We start from the raw sequence: 16845 nt of genomic DNA, 5'->3' as shown, positions 1-16845 counted from the left end.
TCCCTTCTATTATTCAGCTGCAGTAGCTTTAGCGATTTTACGTCCTTTGTAGTATCCTTTGAGGGATACACGGTGAGAACGTGAGTAATCTCCAGTAGTTTCATCAAAAGTTACAGATGGAGCTGTAATTTTGTAGTGAGTGCGACGTTTGTTTTTTTTCGCTTTTGAAGTGCGACGTGCAGGTACTGCCATTTTAAATTCTCCTTTTAGTTTTTAAAATCTATTCAATGATGATTTTCATCAACTTTAGTAGTATATCAAATTTTTTTTGTAAAGTAAAGTTACTTGACAAATTTTTGGACAAACTAGCCAGTTTTTTCAGTAAAGGGAAGTTTTCTATGGGAAATATTTTCAAATGTCCCGCAAAATAACGGACTTGTGGTACAATAATTATATTATATAAATTGGAGGAAAGACTATGAAATTACAAAAACCAAAGGGCACACAAGATATTCTTCCAAAGGATTCTGGGAAATGGCAGTATGTGGAAGAATTTGCTCGTAATACTTTTAAAAAATACAACTATGCTGAGATTCGCACACCACTATTTGAGCACTATGAAGTGATCAGTCGCTCTGTTGGGGATACGACCGATATTGTGACGAAAGAAATGTATGATTTTTATGATAAAGGCGATCGCCATATTACCTTGCGTCCTGAAGGGACAGCACCTGTCGTACGTTCTTATGTGGAAAATAAGCTATTTGCACCAGAAATCCAAAAACCGGTAAAACTTTACTATATGGGTTCAATGTTTCGATATGAGCGTCCACAAGCTGGTCGTTTGCGGGAATTTCATCAGATTGGTGTAGAGTGTTTTGGCTCAAACAATCCTGCGACAGATGTAGAGACGATTGCTATGGCAGCCCAATTTTTTAATGAAATTGGTATTCGCAATGTGACGTTACAATTGAACAGTCTGGGGAATGCGGAGAGTCGTGCTGCTTACCGTCAGGCTTTGATTGATTATTTGACGCCGTTGAAAGACAGTCTTTCTAAAGATAGTCAGCGTCGTCTGGAAGAAAATCCTCTCCGTGTGCTAGACAGTAAGGAAAAAGAAGATAAACTCGCTGTTGAAAATGCACCCTCTATCTTGGATTATCTAGATGAAGAAAGCCAAACTCATTTTCAAGCTGTGCGGTCGCTGTTGGAGGCGCTGGAAATTCCTTATATCATCAATACCAATATGGTTCGTGGATTAGATTATTATAATCATACGATTTTTGAATTTACCGCAGATGTAGCAGGTAATGAACTGACAATTTGTGCAGGTGGTCGATATGATAGCCTTGTTGCTTATTTTGGTGGGCCAGAGACAGCTGGATTTGGCTTTGGAATGGGTGTGGAACGCCTCCTCCTCGTTCTTGAAAAGCAAGGTGTGGAATTGCCGTTAGAAGATAGCTTAGATGTTTATATTGCAGTTTTGGGAGAAGGTGCTAATAATAAAGCATTGGAAATTGTGCAAGCACTTCGCAAGCAAGGGTTTACAGCTGAGCGTGATTATTTAAATCGTAAGTTGAAAGCGCAATTCAAGTCAGCAGACACCTTTGGTGCTAAAGTGTTAATAACTCTTGGCGAAAGTGAAATTGAAAGCAAACAAGTCACTATCAAAAACAATCAAACGCGTAAAGAATTAATTGTCGATTTAAATCAGATCCAAGAAGATTTTCAAGTAATTTTTAAGCAAGTAGGATTTTAGTTGAGAAGTGCAAAAGCTAGGTACTGGCTTTTTGCTATTATTTGTGTAAGGTGAACAGAGGTTGAATAACTGATGAAAAAAATTGTCATTCCATCTATACTTCAATTTATAATAGTTTTTTTAGTAATAGGTGGTATTGCTTATTTTGTGAGAGGAGACTTTTTCTTTCGATTTTTAGCACCGATTTTTGGCTTAGCGGCAGGACTGTTGCGCTTAGCCTTAAGTTATGTTGTTAAGGTTTTGCATCCTGAATTATATGAAAGAGAGATTAAGAAATGAAACTTAGTCTCCTTTTTATGAGAGATTAGGTTAAGATAAGAAGTTTTTGAAAAGCGGACTTCTTTTTCATCTCTTTTGTGGTAAAATAGTAAAAGAATTAAAAGTTTGGAGAATAAAAATGAGACGTTCAATGTATGCTGGACGTGTTCGTAGTGAACATGTCGGTCAAGAAATCACTTTAAAAGGTTGGGTATCCCGTCGTCGTGACTTGGGAGGCTTGATTTTCATTGATTTACGTGACCGCGAAGGCATTATGCAGCTGGTTATCAATCCTGAGAATGTAACTAAAGAAGTCATGGGAACTGCCGAAAGGTTGCGAAGCGAATATGTTATTGAAGTGACTGGAAAAGTAGAAGCACGTACGCAGGCAAATGATAAACTTGCAACAGGAACTGTTGAACTGCATGTGGAGGCTTTGACAATTCTCAATACGGCCAAAACAACCCCATTTGAAATTAAAGATGGCATTGAAGCGAATGATGATACGCGCCTTCGTTATCGATATTTAGATCTGCGACGTCCTGAAATGTTGGCAAATTTGAAATTACGAGCTAAAGTAACACATTCAATTCGTAATTACTTAGATGAGCTTGAGTTTATCGACGTAGAAACTCCGTTTCTTACGAAATCAACTCCAGAAGGTGCGCGTGATTATTTGGTGCCAAGTCGAGTGAACCAAGGACATTTCTATGCATTGCCACAAAGTCCTCAGATTACAAAACAATTGTTGATGAATGCTGGTTTTGATCGTTATTATCAAATTGTGAAGTGCTTCCGTGATGAGGATTTGCGTGGAGATCGTCAACCAGAGTTTACACAGGTTGACTTAGAAACTTCTTTTCTTTCTGACCAAGAAATCCAAGATATTACAGAAGGCTTGATTGCTCGAGTGATGAAAGAAACGAAGGGAGTTGAGGTTACGCTACCATTCCCACGAATGACATATGATGATGCGATGACTTTATATGGAAGCGATAAACCAGATACTCGTTTTGAAATGCTTTTGCAAGACTTGACAGATATTGTCAAGGAGATTGACTTTAAAGTTTTTTCAGAAGCACCAGTAGTTAAAGCTATTGTTGTGAAAAATGCTGCTGATAAATATTCTCGTAAAGATATTGATAAGCTGACAGAGCAGGCAAAACAATATGGTGCAAAAGGACTTGCTTGGGTCAAAGTGACTTCAGATGAATTAAATGGCCCAATTGCTAAATTTTTGCAAGGCTTGACAAGTGAGTTGACAGATGCTTTACAGCTAGAAGAAAATGATTTGGTTCTCTTTGTAGCTGATACTGTAGAAGTGGCTAATGCAACTTTGGGTGCACTTCGTGTCCGTTTGGCAAAAGAACTAGGCTTGATTGATGAGTCGAAATTTAATTATCTTTGGGTAGTGGATTGGCCAATGTTTGAATGGTCAGAAGAGGAAGGGCGTTATATGAGTGCACATCACCCATTCACCCTTCCACAAGCAGACACAGCTCATGAGTTAGAAGGTGATTTGAGTAAAGTTCGTGCTATTGCTTATGATATTGTCTTGAATGGTTATGAATTGGGTGGTGGAAGTCTTCGTATTAACCATAAAGATTTGCAAGAACGAATGTTTAAAGCCCTTGGTTTTTCTAAAGAAGCAGCTACTAATCAGTTTGGTTTCTTGCTAGAAGCTATGGATTACGGTTTTCCACCACATGGTGGGTTGGCTATCGGACTAGATCGCTTTGTCATGTTGCTAGCTGGTGAGGAAAATATCCGTGAAGTGATTGCTTTCCCTAAAAATAATAAAGCAAGTGATCCTATGACACAGGCGCCAAGTCTAGTTGACACTAAGCAGCTTGAGGAATTAAGTTTACAAGTAGAAACTCATGAAGAAAACTAAGATTTATAAACGATTTCGTTATTATTTGCGCCGTTTGGCTTATAATTTTAAATTGATACAAGTGCTTAAAAGTATCTCCCGCAAGAAGTATGATGAAAAAATATCTGCTTCACTAATCTATGGTTTTTTATCTGCAGTTGCAGTTAATCTCTTCTTTCAACCAGGGCATGTGTACTCAAGTGGGGCGACGGGATTGGCACAGATTTTAGCCGCTTTAAGTACACGTTTTTTGGGATTTGCCATTCCTGTTTCTGTAACTTTTTATCTCATCAATATCCCACTAATGATCTTGGCTTGGTATCAAATTGGGCACAAGTTTACGGTGTTTACTTTTATTACGGTTTCCATGAGCTCACTGTTTATCCAGTTTGTTCCTGAAGTGAGTTTAACAAATGACCCAATTATCAATGCATTGTTTGGTGGGGTCATTATGGGAATGGGGATTGGTTTTGCTTTGCGTTCCAATATTTCTAGTGGTGGGACAGACATTGTCAGTTTGACAGTTCGGAAGAAAACGGGCAGAAATGTCGGAAATATTTCTTTTATTGTCAATGGGATGATTATGATTATTGCGGGTGTGACCTTTGGGTGGAAATATGCGCTTTATTCGATGATTACGATTTTTGTTTCGAGTCGGGTGACAGATGCCGTCTTTACCAAGCAAAAGAGGATGCAAGCTATGATTATTACCAGTTATCCTGAAGCCGTTATTGAAAAAATCCACAATAAGTTGCATCGTGGTGCAACGATTATCAATGGTGCAGAAGGTACCTACAATCATGAGAAAAAAGCAGTTTTGATTACAGTTATTACGCGTGCTGAATTTAATGAATTCAAGCATATCATGCGAAAAGTAGACCCGCATGCTTTTGTATCGGTAGCGGATAATGTTCACATTCTTGGACGTTTCGTGGAAGAATAAAACCATCAGATTAGCTGAATTAGCTAATCTGATGGTTTTTTGTTAGACACCTTTAAGACTGTCTTCCCTTTTTAAGATCAAAATCAATAGGAAGTGAGCTAAAAAGTTTTTGTGTTAAAGTATAGAATGAAATAAATCAAAGATACAATAGCTGGGTTCAAAAAGCACAGCTTTGAAAAGTGGGCAGGACTGATAAAGCAAGTCTTCTTTCCATAATTATTTAAGTGCGAGAACTTGTTTTCCAGGGACAATATAGTAATCTTTGTTAGCGTCGAGAGGAGTATCAAGGCTGATTTTAGGATAGTTGATAAACACAGCTTGTTTATCCTGATTTGGATAGATAAATGAATTGTTCCCAAAGTTAATGAGGATAGTGATTTGATTTTCTTTTTCTTTGATTTTGTATTCGACTATAGATTCATTCAGCCATTGAGCAGAGCAACAATTTTTGATTTCTGTACGTGTTTTCAAACGTAAGAGTGGATGTTTTTTTCTGAATTGAATGAGCTGACAGATAAATGCCACATCTTTCTCATATTCAATTGAGCGTAGCCAATCTAGACGGTTAATAGTATCTGGAGTATTATAAGTATTCTCAATGAGATTTTTGCTACGGAAAAATTCTTGACCACTATGAATGAATGGTACTCCTTGTGTCAACAAAGAGAGATGCAGAGCAAGTCGAGCATTGTCAAGTCGCTCTTTTAAATCAATCTTGGGATTTTGTATCGCAAAATAGTCAAAAGCAGTTGCATCGTCATGGCATTCTACATAGTTGATTGCTTGTTGCGGTGCGATAAAGTGTTCAGTACCTATAAAACCAATATTGGCAGTTAAAACATTCTCTATAGAATTTATGGAATTTGTTTTTTGTATTTGTTCGCCTTTTGCGATGGTTGCTTTTATTGTATTGCGAAAATGATCATTGAAAAAACCATAACTTGGTAATTTGTCAGCATTGAACTGGTGAGCCAGTCTATTGTTATCTAGCCCCGTATTCATACGCCAGCCTTCTCCGTAAAGATAGACGTTCGGATAGAGAGATTGCAACTCCTCTGCAATCTGTTTCATGGTTTCTATATCTAAAATCCCCATGAGGTCAAAGCGGAATCCATCGAATCCGTAAATCGTTAACCATTGTTTGAGGGAATGCTTAATATAGCTACGAACCATTGCTCGTTCACTTGCTACATCATTTCCACAAAATGTACCATTTGTTAAATTACCGTTGTGATCGTAGCGGAAAAAATAACCTGGAACGATTTTTTCAAAAGCATAGGCTTTAGGATCGTAGACATGATTATAAACAACGTCCATGATAACGCTAATATCAGCTTTGTGGTAAGTAGTGATGGCTTCTTGCAATTCAACGATTCTTGCATATGGATCATGTGGATTAGTTGTAAAACTGCCGTCGGGAAGGTTGTATTGCATAGGGTCGTATCCCCAGTTGTATACGAGCCCTGGATGATTTTCATCAACGCTGCCAAAATCATACAAAGGCATGAGCTGAATGTGAGTTACACCTAATTGTTTGATGTACTCCATCCCTAAAGTATGTTTTTGCAACTGCGGAGACTCTGTCAGAGATTTGAATTTACCAGGATAAGTAAACTTAGCTTCTTTTTGCATGGAAAAATCTCGCACACTCATCTCGTAAATAATGGCCTCTGTCATTGACATTTGTGTCTGTGCTCGATGGATAGGATGAGAAATTTTCTCTAAGTTAATTATGTAACTAGCTCCAGAATTACTTTCGGACGATAGAGCATAAGGGTCGTGAACTTCTACCCAGTGACCATTTACTTTGTGTAGATAGTAATAAGCAGCTCCATCAAAATTTCCGAATACTTCTGTTTGCCACACTCCCTTTTCTCCGAGAGTCATTGGGTAAACAGTATTTTGTAAATGAAGTAATACTTGTTCAGAAATTGGTGCCCAGAGCTTAAAAGTTGTTGCTTCCGGGGTATAATGAGCTCCTAAATCGTTTTCGTTGTAAGCAAAAGTCTGGTCAAAAATTGGCTTTCTCACAATATGGCGAAATTGTAAGAACGTTTTATTACGATCTTGGTCGTAAATCCAATAATGTTCAGTTAAATCTAGCGGTTTTAGAGGAGCAAGACTGTATTGCACAAAGTCGTCTTGTTCTTCCAGAGATCTTATCTGTAAAATTTGTGTGCTATCGACCGTTTCGATTGTAAATTGTAATTGTTCAGTATAAAATTGTTTTTCTAACTCGATAGTGATGAGACTTTGGTCATCTAAGTAGGCTTGGAATGATCGGAAAGCCATAAACTTCCTTTCTTTATTGTTCGATAATGCGATGTGGAATTACTTGGCGATAACAAATTTGTCGATTTTCTTTGGTATCATTGATAATTTGCAGGATAGTTTTAAAAGAAATCCGCCCCAGTTCTAGCGTATTAATATCAACATAAGCTGCCAAGTCAAGTTTGGGTTTAATAGAGTCAAAAGCTAGAGTAGGAATAGATAATTGATTTTGATTTAAATAGTTGCAGACCCCTTCTGCTAGCATGCTATCTGTTGTGATAATCGCATCAATTTTTGAATCATGATTTAGAAGATGTTTTGTGAATTGATATCCTTTTTCTTCCAAAAATTCATTTGCAAATGCTGTGTTTTGAGGATCAAGCTCTAAGTGGTAATCTTCCAGCGCTTTTTGATACCCTTTATAACGATCTTGCGTTACAAATAGTCTTTTACTACCACCGATAAAAGCAATATTGCGGCAGCCTTTTTTGATAAAATATTCTGTTGCATCATATCCAGCTTGGATATTGTCATTATCCACCAAAGGAATAAACGGAGAAAGAGATTTTCCTAAAATTAAGAAAGGAAATTGTTCCTCACTAACCATTTTCACTAATGGATCATTTTCCTGAGAATAGAGAAAAATGAGCCCGTCCACACGTTTCCCTAGAACCATTTGGGAAATAGCTTCCATGCGCTCTTTTTCATTTTTCCCGGTCGCAATTTGAATAGCGTAGTGAAATTCAGAAGCTACCTGAGCAATCCCACGAAATACTGAAGGGAAAAATGGATTTTGATAAAAAGCATCGGAATCATCAGGTAAAACAACACCAATGACTTGTGTGTAACTGCTAACAAGACTACGTGCATTGAGATTAGGATGATAATTCAATTCCTTCATAGCTTTACGGACTCTTTTTTTGGTCTCATCGCTGATGCTGGATTTATTTTGGACAACACGGGTAACGGTAGAAGGCGAAACTCCTGCCAATTTAGCAACTTCTTTAATAGTAACTCGCATAAAAAACCTCCTACTTTTTCATTTTTTCATCACGGAAATGTGTCCGATAGAAAATAATGACGAGATAAAGCACAAAAAGAATGTTTTGAATGGTAATCATAGTGGTCATGGCTTGACCGAACAATAACCCTGCTGCAACAGCAATCAAAGTTGGCAAACCTAAACAATTCAAAGCAAAATGATAGCATTCTTTGACGGTTTTAAAAGAAAAAAGACGTGATTTTTTCGTTAAATAAAGGAAAAAGGTAGCTCCTAAGATGATGATGAAGAAATTCAGTGTCAAAAGACCGCCAGAAAGGAGAACGAGAAATAGACTGACTGTCACACGATTTTGTTGAAACCAATCTTGTGAAATGGCGGCACTGAGCGACTTTTTATTTTTTAGAGCAGCTTGATTGATATGCTGATATTGAATGTCTGCCAGTTTTTTTCCTTTTTTGCTGATAATCAGTTGTTTGGATCCAAAAGCAAGTGTTAGTTTTTCTCCTAAGGTAGACTGTTCTTTCCCTAGAAGGACAGTTCCTGCTTTGCTATTGTGAGTTGATTGCTGACCAGCATAGCTGAATTGATGATTTTCTATTTTAGCATTCTCTGTGATATCGTCCATTACTTCCTTTGTAACAGGGTCAAAAACACCATCTACAAAAGTAGTGAGTGGATAAGTCTTGAGAGACGCGTTTTGCACAGCAACTGGTATCATGGATAAGGAAATTAAAAAGATGCTTGTAAAAATCAATTGAAACCAGGTCAGTAATTTTCGGTTGGCAAAAGGCTTTTTAAAACCGTAAATACTAGAAAAATAATTAAATGGATAAGGTAGCATAAGACACTCTTTCTAAAAATTTATAATCAGGTAATGGCTAATAAAGCAAAGTTTATTAGCTATCATACAACTATAAATAAAAGAGGGTGGGACAAGATTATCCCTTGTCGCCACCACTTGTTAAACCAGATACAAAGTTCTTTTGTAGGAAGAAGAATAAGATACAGATTGGCAAAGCAATCAGGATAGCGCCTGCTGAGAAGTAAGCAATCTTCAAATTCTTCACATCACTAACAAAGGTTTGTAAACCAACAGCAACTGTATAGAATTCTTTTTCACGAAGTAAGAAACTAGATAAGATGTAGTCTCCGAATGGTCCCATGAAAGCCCAGAGAGCTTGTACAGCAATCATTGGACGAACGAGTGGCAGTACAATTTGCCAGAAGCGTCTGAAGTGACCAGCACCGTCCAATTTAGCGGACTCATCAAGCGAGATAGGCACAGTATCAAAATATCCTTTCATGAGCCAAGCGTTCATTGGGATACCACCGCCGACATAAAGGAAGATGAGGAACCAACTGTGGTTGAGCGCATTTAACATCAAAGCCATAACGAAGAAGGCGGTCAGGGCAGCCATTGTTGGCACCATTTGAATGATTAAGAAGAAGACCAGACTTTGTTTTCTAGCTAGGAAATTATAACGACTATAAGCGTAACCAGCTAGTACAACTATACTTGTTTGGATAATCATTGTCAAGATAGCAATGATTAAGGTATTAAAGTACCAAGTCCCATAAAGAGTTTCAGTAAAAAGCTTGCTAAAGTTCTCTAAGCTAAAATTAATATCTGTATCGAGTTTAAATGCAAGGACATTCCCTGTCTTGAAAGCAGACATAATCGTAATCAAGAGAGGATAGATAATGATAATAGATAAAGCCACTAGATAGAAATAAGTTAAAAAGTGGTTTAAACGGCGTTTAAATTTAATAGAATTATTCATCTTACACATCCTCCATATCAAATGCATGTAGTTTCTTGAACGCAATCATGGAGATTGAAATCACGATAAGAGAAATGATAAGTGTTACCGCAGCAGCCATTGAGTATTGAGGAGCTGCACCTGTCGTTAAACGATAAATCCATGAAATGAGGATGTCGGTCGAACCTGCACCACCACCAACTGTACCAGGACCGCCATCATTAAAGAGGTACATGATAGAGAAGTTGTTGAAGTTGAAAGTATACTGACTGATGAGTGTAGGGGCAGCAACTGCTAAAATCATTGGGAAGGTGATATTGCGGAATTTTTGCCATGCATTTGCACCATCAATGTAAGCTGCTTCGTAAAGATCGTTTGGAATGGATTGCAAGATACCAAGTGTCAATACATAAATGTAAGGGAAACCAAGCCAACCTTGCATCATAATTAGAGCAACTTTAGTCCAGGTTGGATCTGTTTTCCAAGGAATCAGATGTCCGTTTAAGAATGGCAATACTTTACCAAGAAGCGGAATGACTTGGGTATTGATCGCACCGATACTATCGTTGAACATGTTACTGAAAGTTAAGATAGTGATGAATGCTGGGACAGCCCAAGGCAGTAGGAAGATAACACCGAAAATGCGTTTTCCTTTAATAAATGGTTGGTTTGCAATAATAGCGGTAAAAATACCAATAACGATTTGGACGGTTGAGGCAGTCAGTGCCCAGATAATAGTCCAACCAAGAACGGCTCCAAAAGCAGAACGGAAAGTGCTAAGTCGCCAAATATTAGTGAAGTTTGTCACGCCAACCCAATCCAAGAGTTTGGTTGGAGGCAGATGTTGGAAATCATAGTTTGTAAAGGCGATTAAAAGAGTGACCAATACAGGGAAAATGATAGCAAAAGTCATTGCAATATATGAAGGAATGATCAATAGGTAAGGAAAACCATTAGCGTAAATTCCTTTTAACATATCTTTGAACGTCGTAGGAACTGGATAATCATTATTCCAACGTTTCGCAATAGTATAAGCATCTTTTAGATTGAGAGCATAAAAGATGAAATAAACAATGACAAGAATAAAGTGGAACGCACCACGAATCAGCATGAAAAGAGAGTTGTCGCGTCCAGGCACCTCACCGAGAGTAATTAAGTTTCCTAACTCAGGAGCAGCAATGGCGAAAAAGTAAATCAAAAATAAGATGGTAACTCCTAAAAAGATAACCCCTTTTGCTTTTTGTTTATTATAAATTTGCCCAAGTCCTGGGATGAGGGAGAGCAGCAATGCTTTACGTGGCTGTTGTTGTGTAGTCATCAGAGTCTCCTTTTTCTAAAATATAGAACTCGACTGGTGCTGCCAATCGAGTTCTATCCTACCTCAATCTGTTTTATTTTTTACCAAATTTTTGATTGATAGTATCTTTAATCAATTTAACGGCATCATTTACAGCGGTTTTAGTATCTTTTTTACCACTTACAGCATCAAAGAGCATACTTGCTGCTGGATCCCATACAGTACTCATTTCAGAGATATTTGGCATAGGTTGAGCAGATTGGAATTGTTTAATAACAGCTGAAGTTAATTCATCATTTTTTCCTTCAGCGTATTTACGAGCCTCTGTGTTTGCAGGTACTTCGTTTGTAGCATCATAGAAAGCTTTTTGTTGTTCAGTCGAAGTCAAGAAATTAACAAATTTTTGAGCTGCTTTGGCATTTTTAGATCCTGCAGGGATGACCCAAGCTTTACCACCACCAAAGGTTTGATAATTTTTACCATTTGGAAGTGTAGGAATAGTGGCAACACCATAGTTCACTTTAGCTTCTTTGAATGATGCAGCTTTCCAAGGGCCTTCAATGATAGCAGCTGTTTTACCTGATTGGAATTGAGTTTGAATTAAGTTTGCGGCACCTTTAGTATCTTGCATTCCTTTTGGCCATTTTGCATACCAAGTTTTAGCGTATTCAACACCTTTGATAGAACCGTCATTTGCAAGTCCAATGTCTTTAGGATCGGTACCGTTCTTACCAAAGACATATCCACCATTACCAGCTAACAGACCATAAGTGTAGTAGAAGTTTGTCCAGTCAGCAAGGAAACCAGTTGTTTTGCCATTTTCGCTGGCAAAAGCATATTTGCTGTCTTTTGCAAGTTCTTCTAATTCAGCAAAAGTAGTAGGTGCTTTAGAAACAAGGTCTTTATTGTAGTACATTACTAATGTTTCGATAACAGCAGGTGCGCCATAAGTCTTACCTTTTGTAGTTACGAGTGCTTTTGTTGTGTCATCAGTCATTGAACCTTTGTCAAGTTTCACTTCTGAAAGTTGGCCGTCCGAACCGAGACTACCTACGCGGTCATATGGAGACATCATAACGTCTGGAGCCTTGCCAGATTGGTTGTCAAGTGAAAGATTTTCAAGACCTTTAAGTTGGTCGCCAGTTTTAATAGTAACTTTTGTTCCACTTTCTTTTTCAAAAGCTTCAGCTGCTTTCTTTACATATTTTTCGTATTGTTTTTCTACGTAAATAGTGAGGTTTTTACCATCACCAGAAGAAGCTGATTTATTATTTTTGCTACCGCAAGCTACTAGTAACAAACTAGCTAATCCTACAGTTCCAAGAACTGCAACACTTTTCAACACTTTATGTTTCATGATTTATTCCTCCTAAAGAATAAAATAATAAGATAATAATTTAATTAGTTTACGCAAACGTTTTCTTAAACTGAGATTAGTATACCATAAATAGAAAACGGTTGCAACACTTTTTTTAAAAATCTTAAAAATTTTTTATTTCTCACTCAAAAATGTTGACAAAATATAGAAGAAAAGGAAAGGATTGTCCAAAATATTTTAAAAAATAATAAAAAAAGCAGAAAAATGGTTGCGTCCATTTTGGAATTAAGTTATAATCAAATCAACGCAAACGTTTTCGTTAAATGAATGCAAAATTTAACAGAAAAATTTATTGAGGTGAAAAAGATGAAAGAGCGTCAAAGTGGTGTTCTCATGCATATTTCTTCTCTGCCAGGAAAATATGGAATTGGTTCATTTGGGAAAAGTGCTTACGATTTTGTCGATTTTCTGGTGAGAACTAAGCAACGTTACTGGCAAATATTGCCACTAGGAACAACTAGTTATGGAGATTCTCCATATCAATCTTTCTCTGCATTTGCGGGAAATACACATTTTATTGATTTTGATCGATTGATTGAAGAAGGATTGCTTGTGCAAAGTGATCTTGAAGGGTTAGACTTTGGTCAGGATCCAAGAAAAGTAGATTATGCGAAAGTGTTTAACAATCGCAGACCTGTTTTGGAAAAAGCTGTGAAACGTTTCTTAGAATGTGGAGATTTGGCAGCCTATGAAAAATTTGTGGCTGACAATTCATCATGGCTTGAAGTATTTGTTGAATACATGGCGATTAAAGAATATTTTGACTTGAAAGCTTGGACTGAATGGCCAAATGCGGCTCTTCGGCGTCGTGAAGCAGCTAGTTTAGCTCATTATCGTGAAAAATTAGCTGACAGATTGACTTATCATCGTGTAACGCAGTATCTTTTCTTTAAACAATGGTTAGAATTAAAAGCGTATGCCAATGAACATTACATTGAAATTGTCGGCGATATGCCAATCTATGTAGCAGCTGATAGCTGTGATGTTTGGGCACAACCACACTTCTTTAAAACAGATGAGCTAGGGCAGCCTACATGCGTAGCGGGATGCCCACCAGATGAATTCTCTGCGACTGGCCAACTCTGGGGGAACCCAATTTATGACTGGAAAGCAATGGATAAAGATGGGTATAGTTGGTGGATTAAACGCCTACGTGAAAGCTTCAAGATTTATGATGTAGTGCGTATTGATCATTTCCGTGGATTTGAATCTTACTGGGAAATCCCTGCTAGTTCCGATACAGCAGCTCCTGGTAAATGGGTTAAGGGACCTGACTATGCTTTGTTTAAAGCAGTGAAAGAAGAGTTAGGTGATCTGAATATTATTGCTGAAGACTTGGGCTTTATGACCGATGAAGTGATTGCTTTACGTGAAAAGACAGGCTTCCCTGGTATGAAAGTGACTCAATTTGCTTTTAATCCAGACAGCGAAAGCATTGATAGTCCACACTTAGCACCTAACAATTCTGTCATGTATACAGGTACGCACGATAATAATACTGTTCTTGGTTGGTATCGCGATGAAATTGATGATGCTACACGTGAATATATGGCTCAATACACCAATCGTAAGGAATACGAAACAGTACCTCATGCTATGTTACGGACTATCTTTGCTTCTGTCAGCTTTATGGCAATTGCAACCATGCAAGATTTACTTGAATTAGACGGTTCAGCTCGCATGAACTATCCATCAACTATTGGTGGAAATTGGTCCTGGCGTATGACAGCAGATGAATTGAATCCTGTGGTTGAAGCAGAGTTATATAGCTTGACGAAAACATATCGTCGTGTAAATAAAAAATTATTAAATCATGAAAATGAACTCTAGTGTTTGTTTTCTAGTCTAGGAGAAAAAATGTCAAACTTACAAGAATATATTAAGAAAAATTATCAAAAAGGAATTGCTGAATGTAGCAATGAAGAATTGTATATTGCCCTTTTAAACTATACAAAATTAGCTAGTGCACAAAAGTCAGTTAATACTGGTAAAAAGAAGCTTTACTATATTTCTGCCGAGTTTTTGATTGGGAAACTTTTGTCAAACAACCTAATTAACCTTGGCCTTTATGACAATGTTAAAAAAGAGTTAGCAGACGCTGGTAAAGATCTAATTGAAGTTGAAGAAGTAGAATTAGAACCTTCACTTGGAAATGGCGGTTTGGGACGTCTGGCTGCTTGTTTCCTTGATTCAATTGCGACTCTTGGTTTGAATGGAGATGGTGTTGGACTAAATTATCACTTTGGTTTGTTCCAACAAGTCTTGAAAAATAATGAGCAAACAACAGTTCCAAACTTCTGGCTAACTGAACAAAATTGGTTGGTAAAATCAAGCCGTAGCTATCAAGTACCATTTGCTAATTTTACATTAACATCAACTCTTTATGATATTGATGTGCCTGGTTACAAGACGGCCACTAAAAACCGCCTTCGTCTGTTCGATCTTGACTCAGTTGATGCAAGTATCATTGAAGATGGGATTGACTTTGATAAGACAGATATCGCTCGTAATTTGACTCTATTCCTTTACCCAGATGATAGTAATAAGCAAGGTGAATTGCTTCGTATCTTCCAACAATACTTCATGGTATCAAATGGTGCGCAATTGATTCTTGATGAAGCGATTGAAAAAGGGAGCAATCTTCATGACTTGGCTGACTACGCAGTTGTGCAAATTAATGATACTCACCCATCAATGGTCATTCCTGAGTTGATTCGTCTCTTGACTGCACGTGGGATTGAGCTTGATGAAGCAATCTCAATCGTTCGTAATATGACTGCTTATACAAACCATACTATTCTTGCAGAAGCATTGGAAAAATGGCCGCTTGAATTCTTGGAAGAAGTTGTTCCACACTTGGTTCCAATTATCAAAGAATTGGATAAACGCGTAAAAGCAGAATATGCAGATCCGGCTGTTCAAATTATTGATGAAAACAATCGAGTACACATGGCACATATGGATATTCACTATGGATATAGTGTAAATGGTGTTGCAGCACTTCATACAGAAATTTTGAAGAACTCAGAGCTTAAAGCTTTCTACGATATTTATCCAGAAAAATTCAACAATAAGACAAATGGTATTACGTTCCGTCGTTGGCTCATGCATGCAAACCCACGTTTATCAAATTATATCGATAGCTTGATTGGGCGTGATTGGCATCATGATGCTTCAAAATTAGAAGATTTACTTGATTTTTCTGACAAGGCTGATGTAAAAGCTGAACTTGAAAAAATCAAAGCTCACAACAAACGGAAATTGGCTCGTCATTTGAAGGAACACCAAGGTGTTGAAATCAATCCAAACTCTATTTTTGATATCCAAATCAAACGTCTTCACGAATACAAACGCCAACAAATGAACGCTCTTTATGTTATTCATAAATATTTGGACATCAAGGCTGGGAATATTCCTGCACGTCCAATTACGGTCTTCTTTGGTGGTAAAGCTGCTCCAGCATACACAATCGCTCAAGATATTATCCATTTGATTCTTTGTTTGTCAGAGGTGATAGCTAATGACCCAGAAGTTTCTCCATATTTGCAAGTCGTCATGGTTGAAAATTACAATGTTACTGCAGCTAGCTTCTTAATTGCAGCTGGTGATATTTCTGAGCAGATCTCTCTTGCTTCTAAAGAAGCTTCAGGTACTGGTAACATGAAATTCATGTTGAATGGTGCATTGACACTTGGTACTATGGATGGCGCTAATGTAGAGATTGCTGAATTGGTAGGCCAAGACAATATCTACATCTTTGGTGAAGATTCTGAAACAGTTATTGATCTGTATGCGAAAGAAGCGTACAAATCATCAGATTTCTATGCTCGTGAAGCAATCAAACCGTTGGTTGATTTCATTGTTAGTGATACGGTTCTCGCAGTTGGTAAGAAAGAACGCTTAGAACGTCTCTATAATGAATTGATTCATAAAGATTGGTTCATGACGCTTCTTGACTTAGAAGATTATATCAAAACGAAAGAACGTATGTTTAAGGATTATGAAGACCGTGATGTTTGGCTTGAAAAAGTTCTGATTAACATTGCGAAAGCAGGCTTCTTCTCAGCAGACCGTACCATTGCCCAATATAACAATGAAATTTGGCATTTGAACGCTTAGTTTAAAATCTGGGATTTTCCCAGATTTTTTATTTATGTGGCTTTCATTTCTTCTTATTCTGATAAGTGTAAGGCAAATAAGGGAATAAGACGAAACCACAAAGCAACGCTTGGAGCGATCACTTACTAGCCTGCTCGTATATCAACAAGAGTAGTTTGATATTGTCCCAGACTCCATGATTTTTGATAGTATAAGCAGAATGACATTTTTTGTAACTTTGTTTATTTTTGTTGCCTTTTTTTAC

13 protein-coding genes are annotated in these 16845 nt (G+C 37.5%); 6 read left to right on the top strand and 7 right to left on the bottom strand.

Annotated features, from left to right (window positions below):
- Positions 1–9 precede the first annotated feature (9 nt).
- Entirely contained in the window at positions 10–192 is a 183-nt protein-coding gene (gene rpmF, locus PCY71_RS10505; RefSeq protein WP_039677780.1) for a 50S ribosomal protein L32, read from the bottom strand.
- 226 nt (positions 193–418) lie between these two features.
- Between rpmF and hisS the strand changes: the two genes are divergently transcribed.
- The 4 genes from hisS (at position 419) to PCY71_RS10485 (ending at position 4773) form a co-directional block, all read left to right on the top strand.
- Positions 419–1699 (top strand): histidine--tRNA ligase, encoded by a 1281-nt coding sequence (hisS, locus tag PCY71_RS10500; RefSeq protein ID WP_115263572.1) that lies wholly within the window; start codon positions 419–421, stop codon positions 1697–1699.
- 72 nt (positions 1700–1771) lie between these two features.
- Positions 1772–1978, top strand: coding sequence for a hypothetical protein (locus tag PCY71_RS10495; protein ID WP_003071529.1), 207 nt, complete (start codon positions 1772–1774; stop codon positions 1976–1978).
- A 118-nt stretch (positions 1979–2096) separates the two neighbouring features.
- A complete protein-coding gene (gene aspS / locus PCY71_RS10490) occupies positions 2097–3851 on the top strand; it encodes an aspartate--tRNA ligase (protein ID WP_301412579.1) in 1755 nt (584 codons plus the stop codon).
- On the top strand, positions 3838–4773 hold the full coding sequence (locus PCY71_RS10485; RefSeq protein ID WP_003071527.1) for a YitT family protein: 936 nt from the start codon (positions 3838–3840) through the stop codon (positions 4771–4773). The genes aspS and PCY71_RS10485 overlap by 14 nt, the downstream gene beginning before the upstream one ends.
- Positions 4774–4989: 216 nt before the next feature.
- On the opposite strand, the gene pulA is transcribed toward PCY71_RS10485, so the two are convergent.
- The 6 genes from pulA to PCY71_RS10455 all read right to left on the bottom strand — a co-directional run bounded on the left by pulA (position 4990) and on the right by PCY71_RS10455 (position 12461).
- Positions 4990–7065: a type I pullulanase gene (pulA, locus tag PCY71_RS10480; protein ID WP_006269340.1), complete on the bottom strand. Its 2076-nt coding sequence runs from the start codon at positions 7063–7065 to the stop codon at positions 4990–4992.
- A gap of 13 nt (positions 7066–7078) precedes the next feature.
- Positions 7079–8065 (bottom strand): LacI family DNA-binding transcriptional regulator, encoded by a 987-nt coding sequence (locus PCY71_RS10475; RefSeq protein WP_003071525.1) that lies wholly within the window; start codon positions 8063–8065, stop codon positions 7079–7081.
- A gap of 10 nt (positions 8066–8075) precedes the next feature.
- A complete protein-coding gene (locus tag PCY71_RS10470; protein WP_301412578.1) occupies positions 8076–8888 on the bottom strand; it encodes a DUF1189 domain-containing protein in 813 nt (270 codons plus the stop codon).
- A gap of 97 nt (positions 8889–8985) precedes the next feature.
- Positions 8986–9828: a sugar ABC transporter permease gene (locus PCY71_RS10465; protein ID WP_003026676.1), complete on the bottom strand. Its 843-nt coding sequence runs from the start codon at positions 9826–9828 to the stop codon at positions 8986–8988.
- A gap of 1 nt (position 9829) precedes the next feature.
- Entirely contained in the window at positions 9830–11125 is a 1296-nt protein-coding gene (locus PCY71_RS10460; protein WP_082311989.1) for a sugar ABC transporter permease, read from the bottom strand.
- Between the two features lie 73 nt (positions 11126–11198).
- Entirely contained in the window at positions 11199–12461 is a 1263-nt protein-coding gene (locus PCY71_RS10455; protein ID WP_301412577.1) for an extracellular solute-binding protein, read from the bottom strand.
- A gap of 327 nt (positions 12462–12788) precedes the next feature.
- On the opposite strand from PCY71_RS10455, the gene malQ reads away from it, so the two are divergent.
- Complete coding sequence (gene malQ / locus PCY71_RS10450) at positions 12789–14312, top strand: 4-alpha-glucanotransferase (protein WP_285305509.1); 1524 nt, start codon at positions 12789–12791, stop codon at positions 14310–14312.
- Positions 14313–14339: 27 nt separating this feature from the next.
- A complete protein-coding gene (glgP, locus tag PCY71_RS10445) occupies positions 14340–16601 on the top strand; it encodes a glycogen/starch/alpha-glucan family phosphorylase (RefSeq protein ID WP_049492353.1) in 2262 nt (753 codons plus the stop codon).
- Positions 16602–16845: the final 244 nt, after the last annotated feature.

The sequence above is a fragment of the Streptococcus sp. SN3 genome (assembly GCF_030439905.1).
Note: the sequence above shows the minus strand (reverse complement) of the source record. Positions and strands in the feature narration are given on the sequence as shown.

What these genes read in the sequence shown, in the direction of transcription:
- PCY71_RS10455 (WP_301412577.1), bottom strand. Translation starts at nt 12,461, where the DNA reads ATGAAACATAAAGTGTTGAAAAGTGTTGCAGTTCTTGGAACTGTAGGA.
- glgP (WP_049492353.1), top strand. Translation starts at nt 14,340, where the DNA reads ATGTCAAACTTACAAGAATATATTAAGAAAAATTATCAAAAAGGAATT.
- PCY71_RS10485 (WP_003071527.1), top strand. Translation starts at nt 3,838, where the DNA reads ATGAAGAAAACTAAGATTTATAAACGATTTCGTTATTATTTGCGCCGT.
- aspS (WP_301412579.1), top strand. Translation starts at nt 2,097, where the DNA reads ATGAGACGTTCAATGTATGCTGGACGTGTTCGTAGTGAACATGTCGGT.
- PCY71_RS10495 (WP_003071529.1), top strand. Translation starts at nt 1,772, where the DNA reads ATGAAAAAAATTGTCATTCCATCTATACTTCAATTTATAATAGTTTTT.
- pulA (WP_006269340.1), bottom strand. Translation starts at nt 7,065, where the DNA reads ATGGCTTTCCGATCATTCCAAGCCTACTTAGATGACCAAAGTCTCATC.
- PCY71_RS10475 (WP_003071525.1), bottom strand. Translation starts at nt 8,065, where the DNA reads ATGCGAGTTACTATTAAAGAAGTTGCTAAATTGGCAGGAGTTTCGCCT.
- PCY71_RS10465 (WP_003026676.1), bottom strand. Translation starts at nt 9,828, where the DNA reads ATGAATAATTCTATTAAATTTAAACGCCGTTTAAACCACTTTTTAACT.
- malQ (WP_285305509.1), top strand. Translation starts at nt 12,789, where the DNA reads ATGAAAGAGCGTCAAAGTGGTGTTCTCATGCATATTTCTTCTCTGCCA.
- rpmF (WP_039677780.1), bottom strand. Translation starts at nt 192, where the DNA reads ATGGCAGTACCTGCACGTCGCACTTCAAAAGCGAAAAAAAACAAACGT.
- PCY71_RS10470 (WP_301412578.1), bottom strand. Translation starts at nt 8,888, where the DNA reads ATGCTACCTTATCCATTTAATTATTTTTCTAGTATTTACGGTTTTAAA.
- PCY71_RS10460 (WP_082311989.1), bottom strand. Translation starts at nt 11,125, where the DNA reads ATGACTACACAACAACAGCCACGTAAAGCATTGCTGCTCTCCCTCATC.
- hisS (WP_115263572.1), top strand. Translation starts at nt 419, where the DNA reads ATGAAATTACAAAAACCAAAGGGCACACAAGATATTCTTCCAAAGGAT.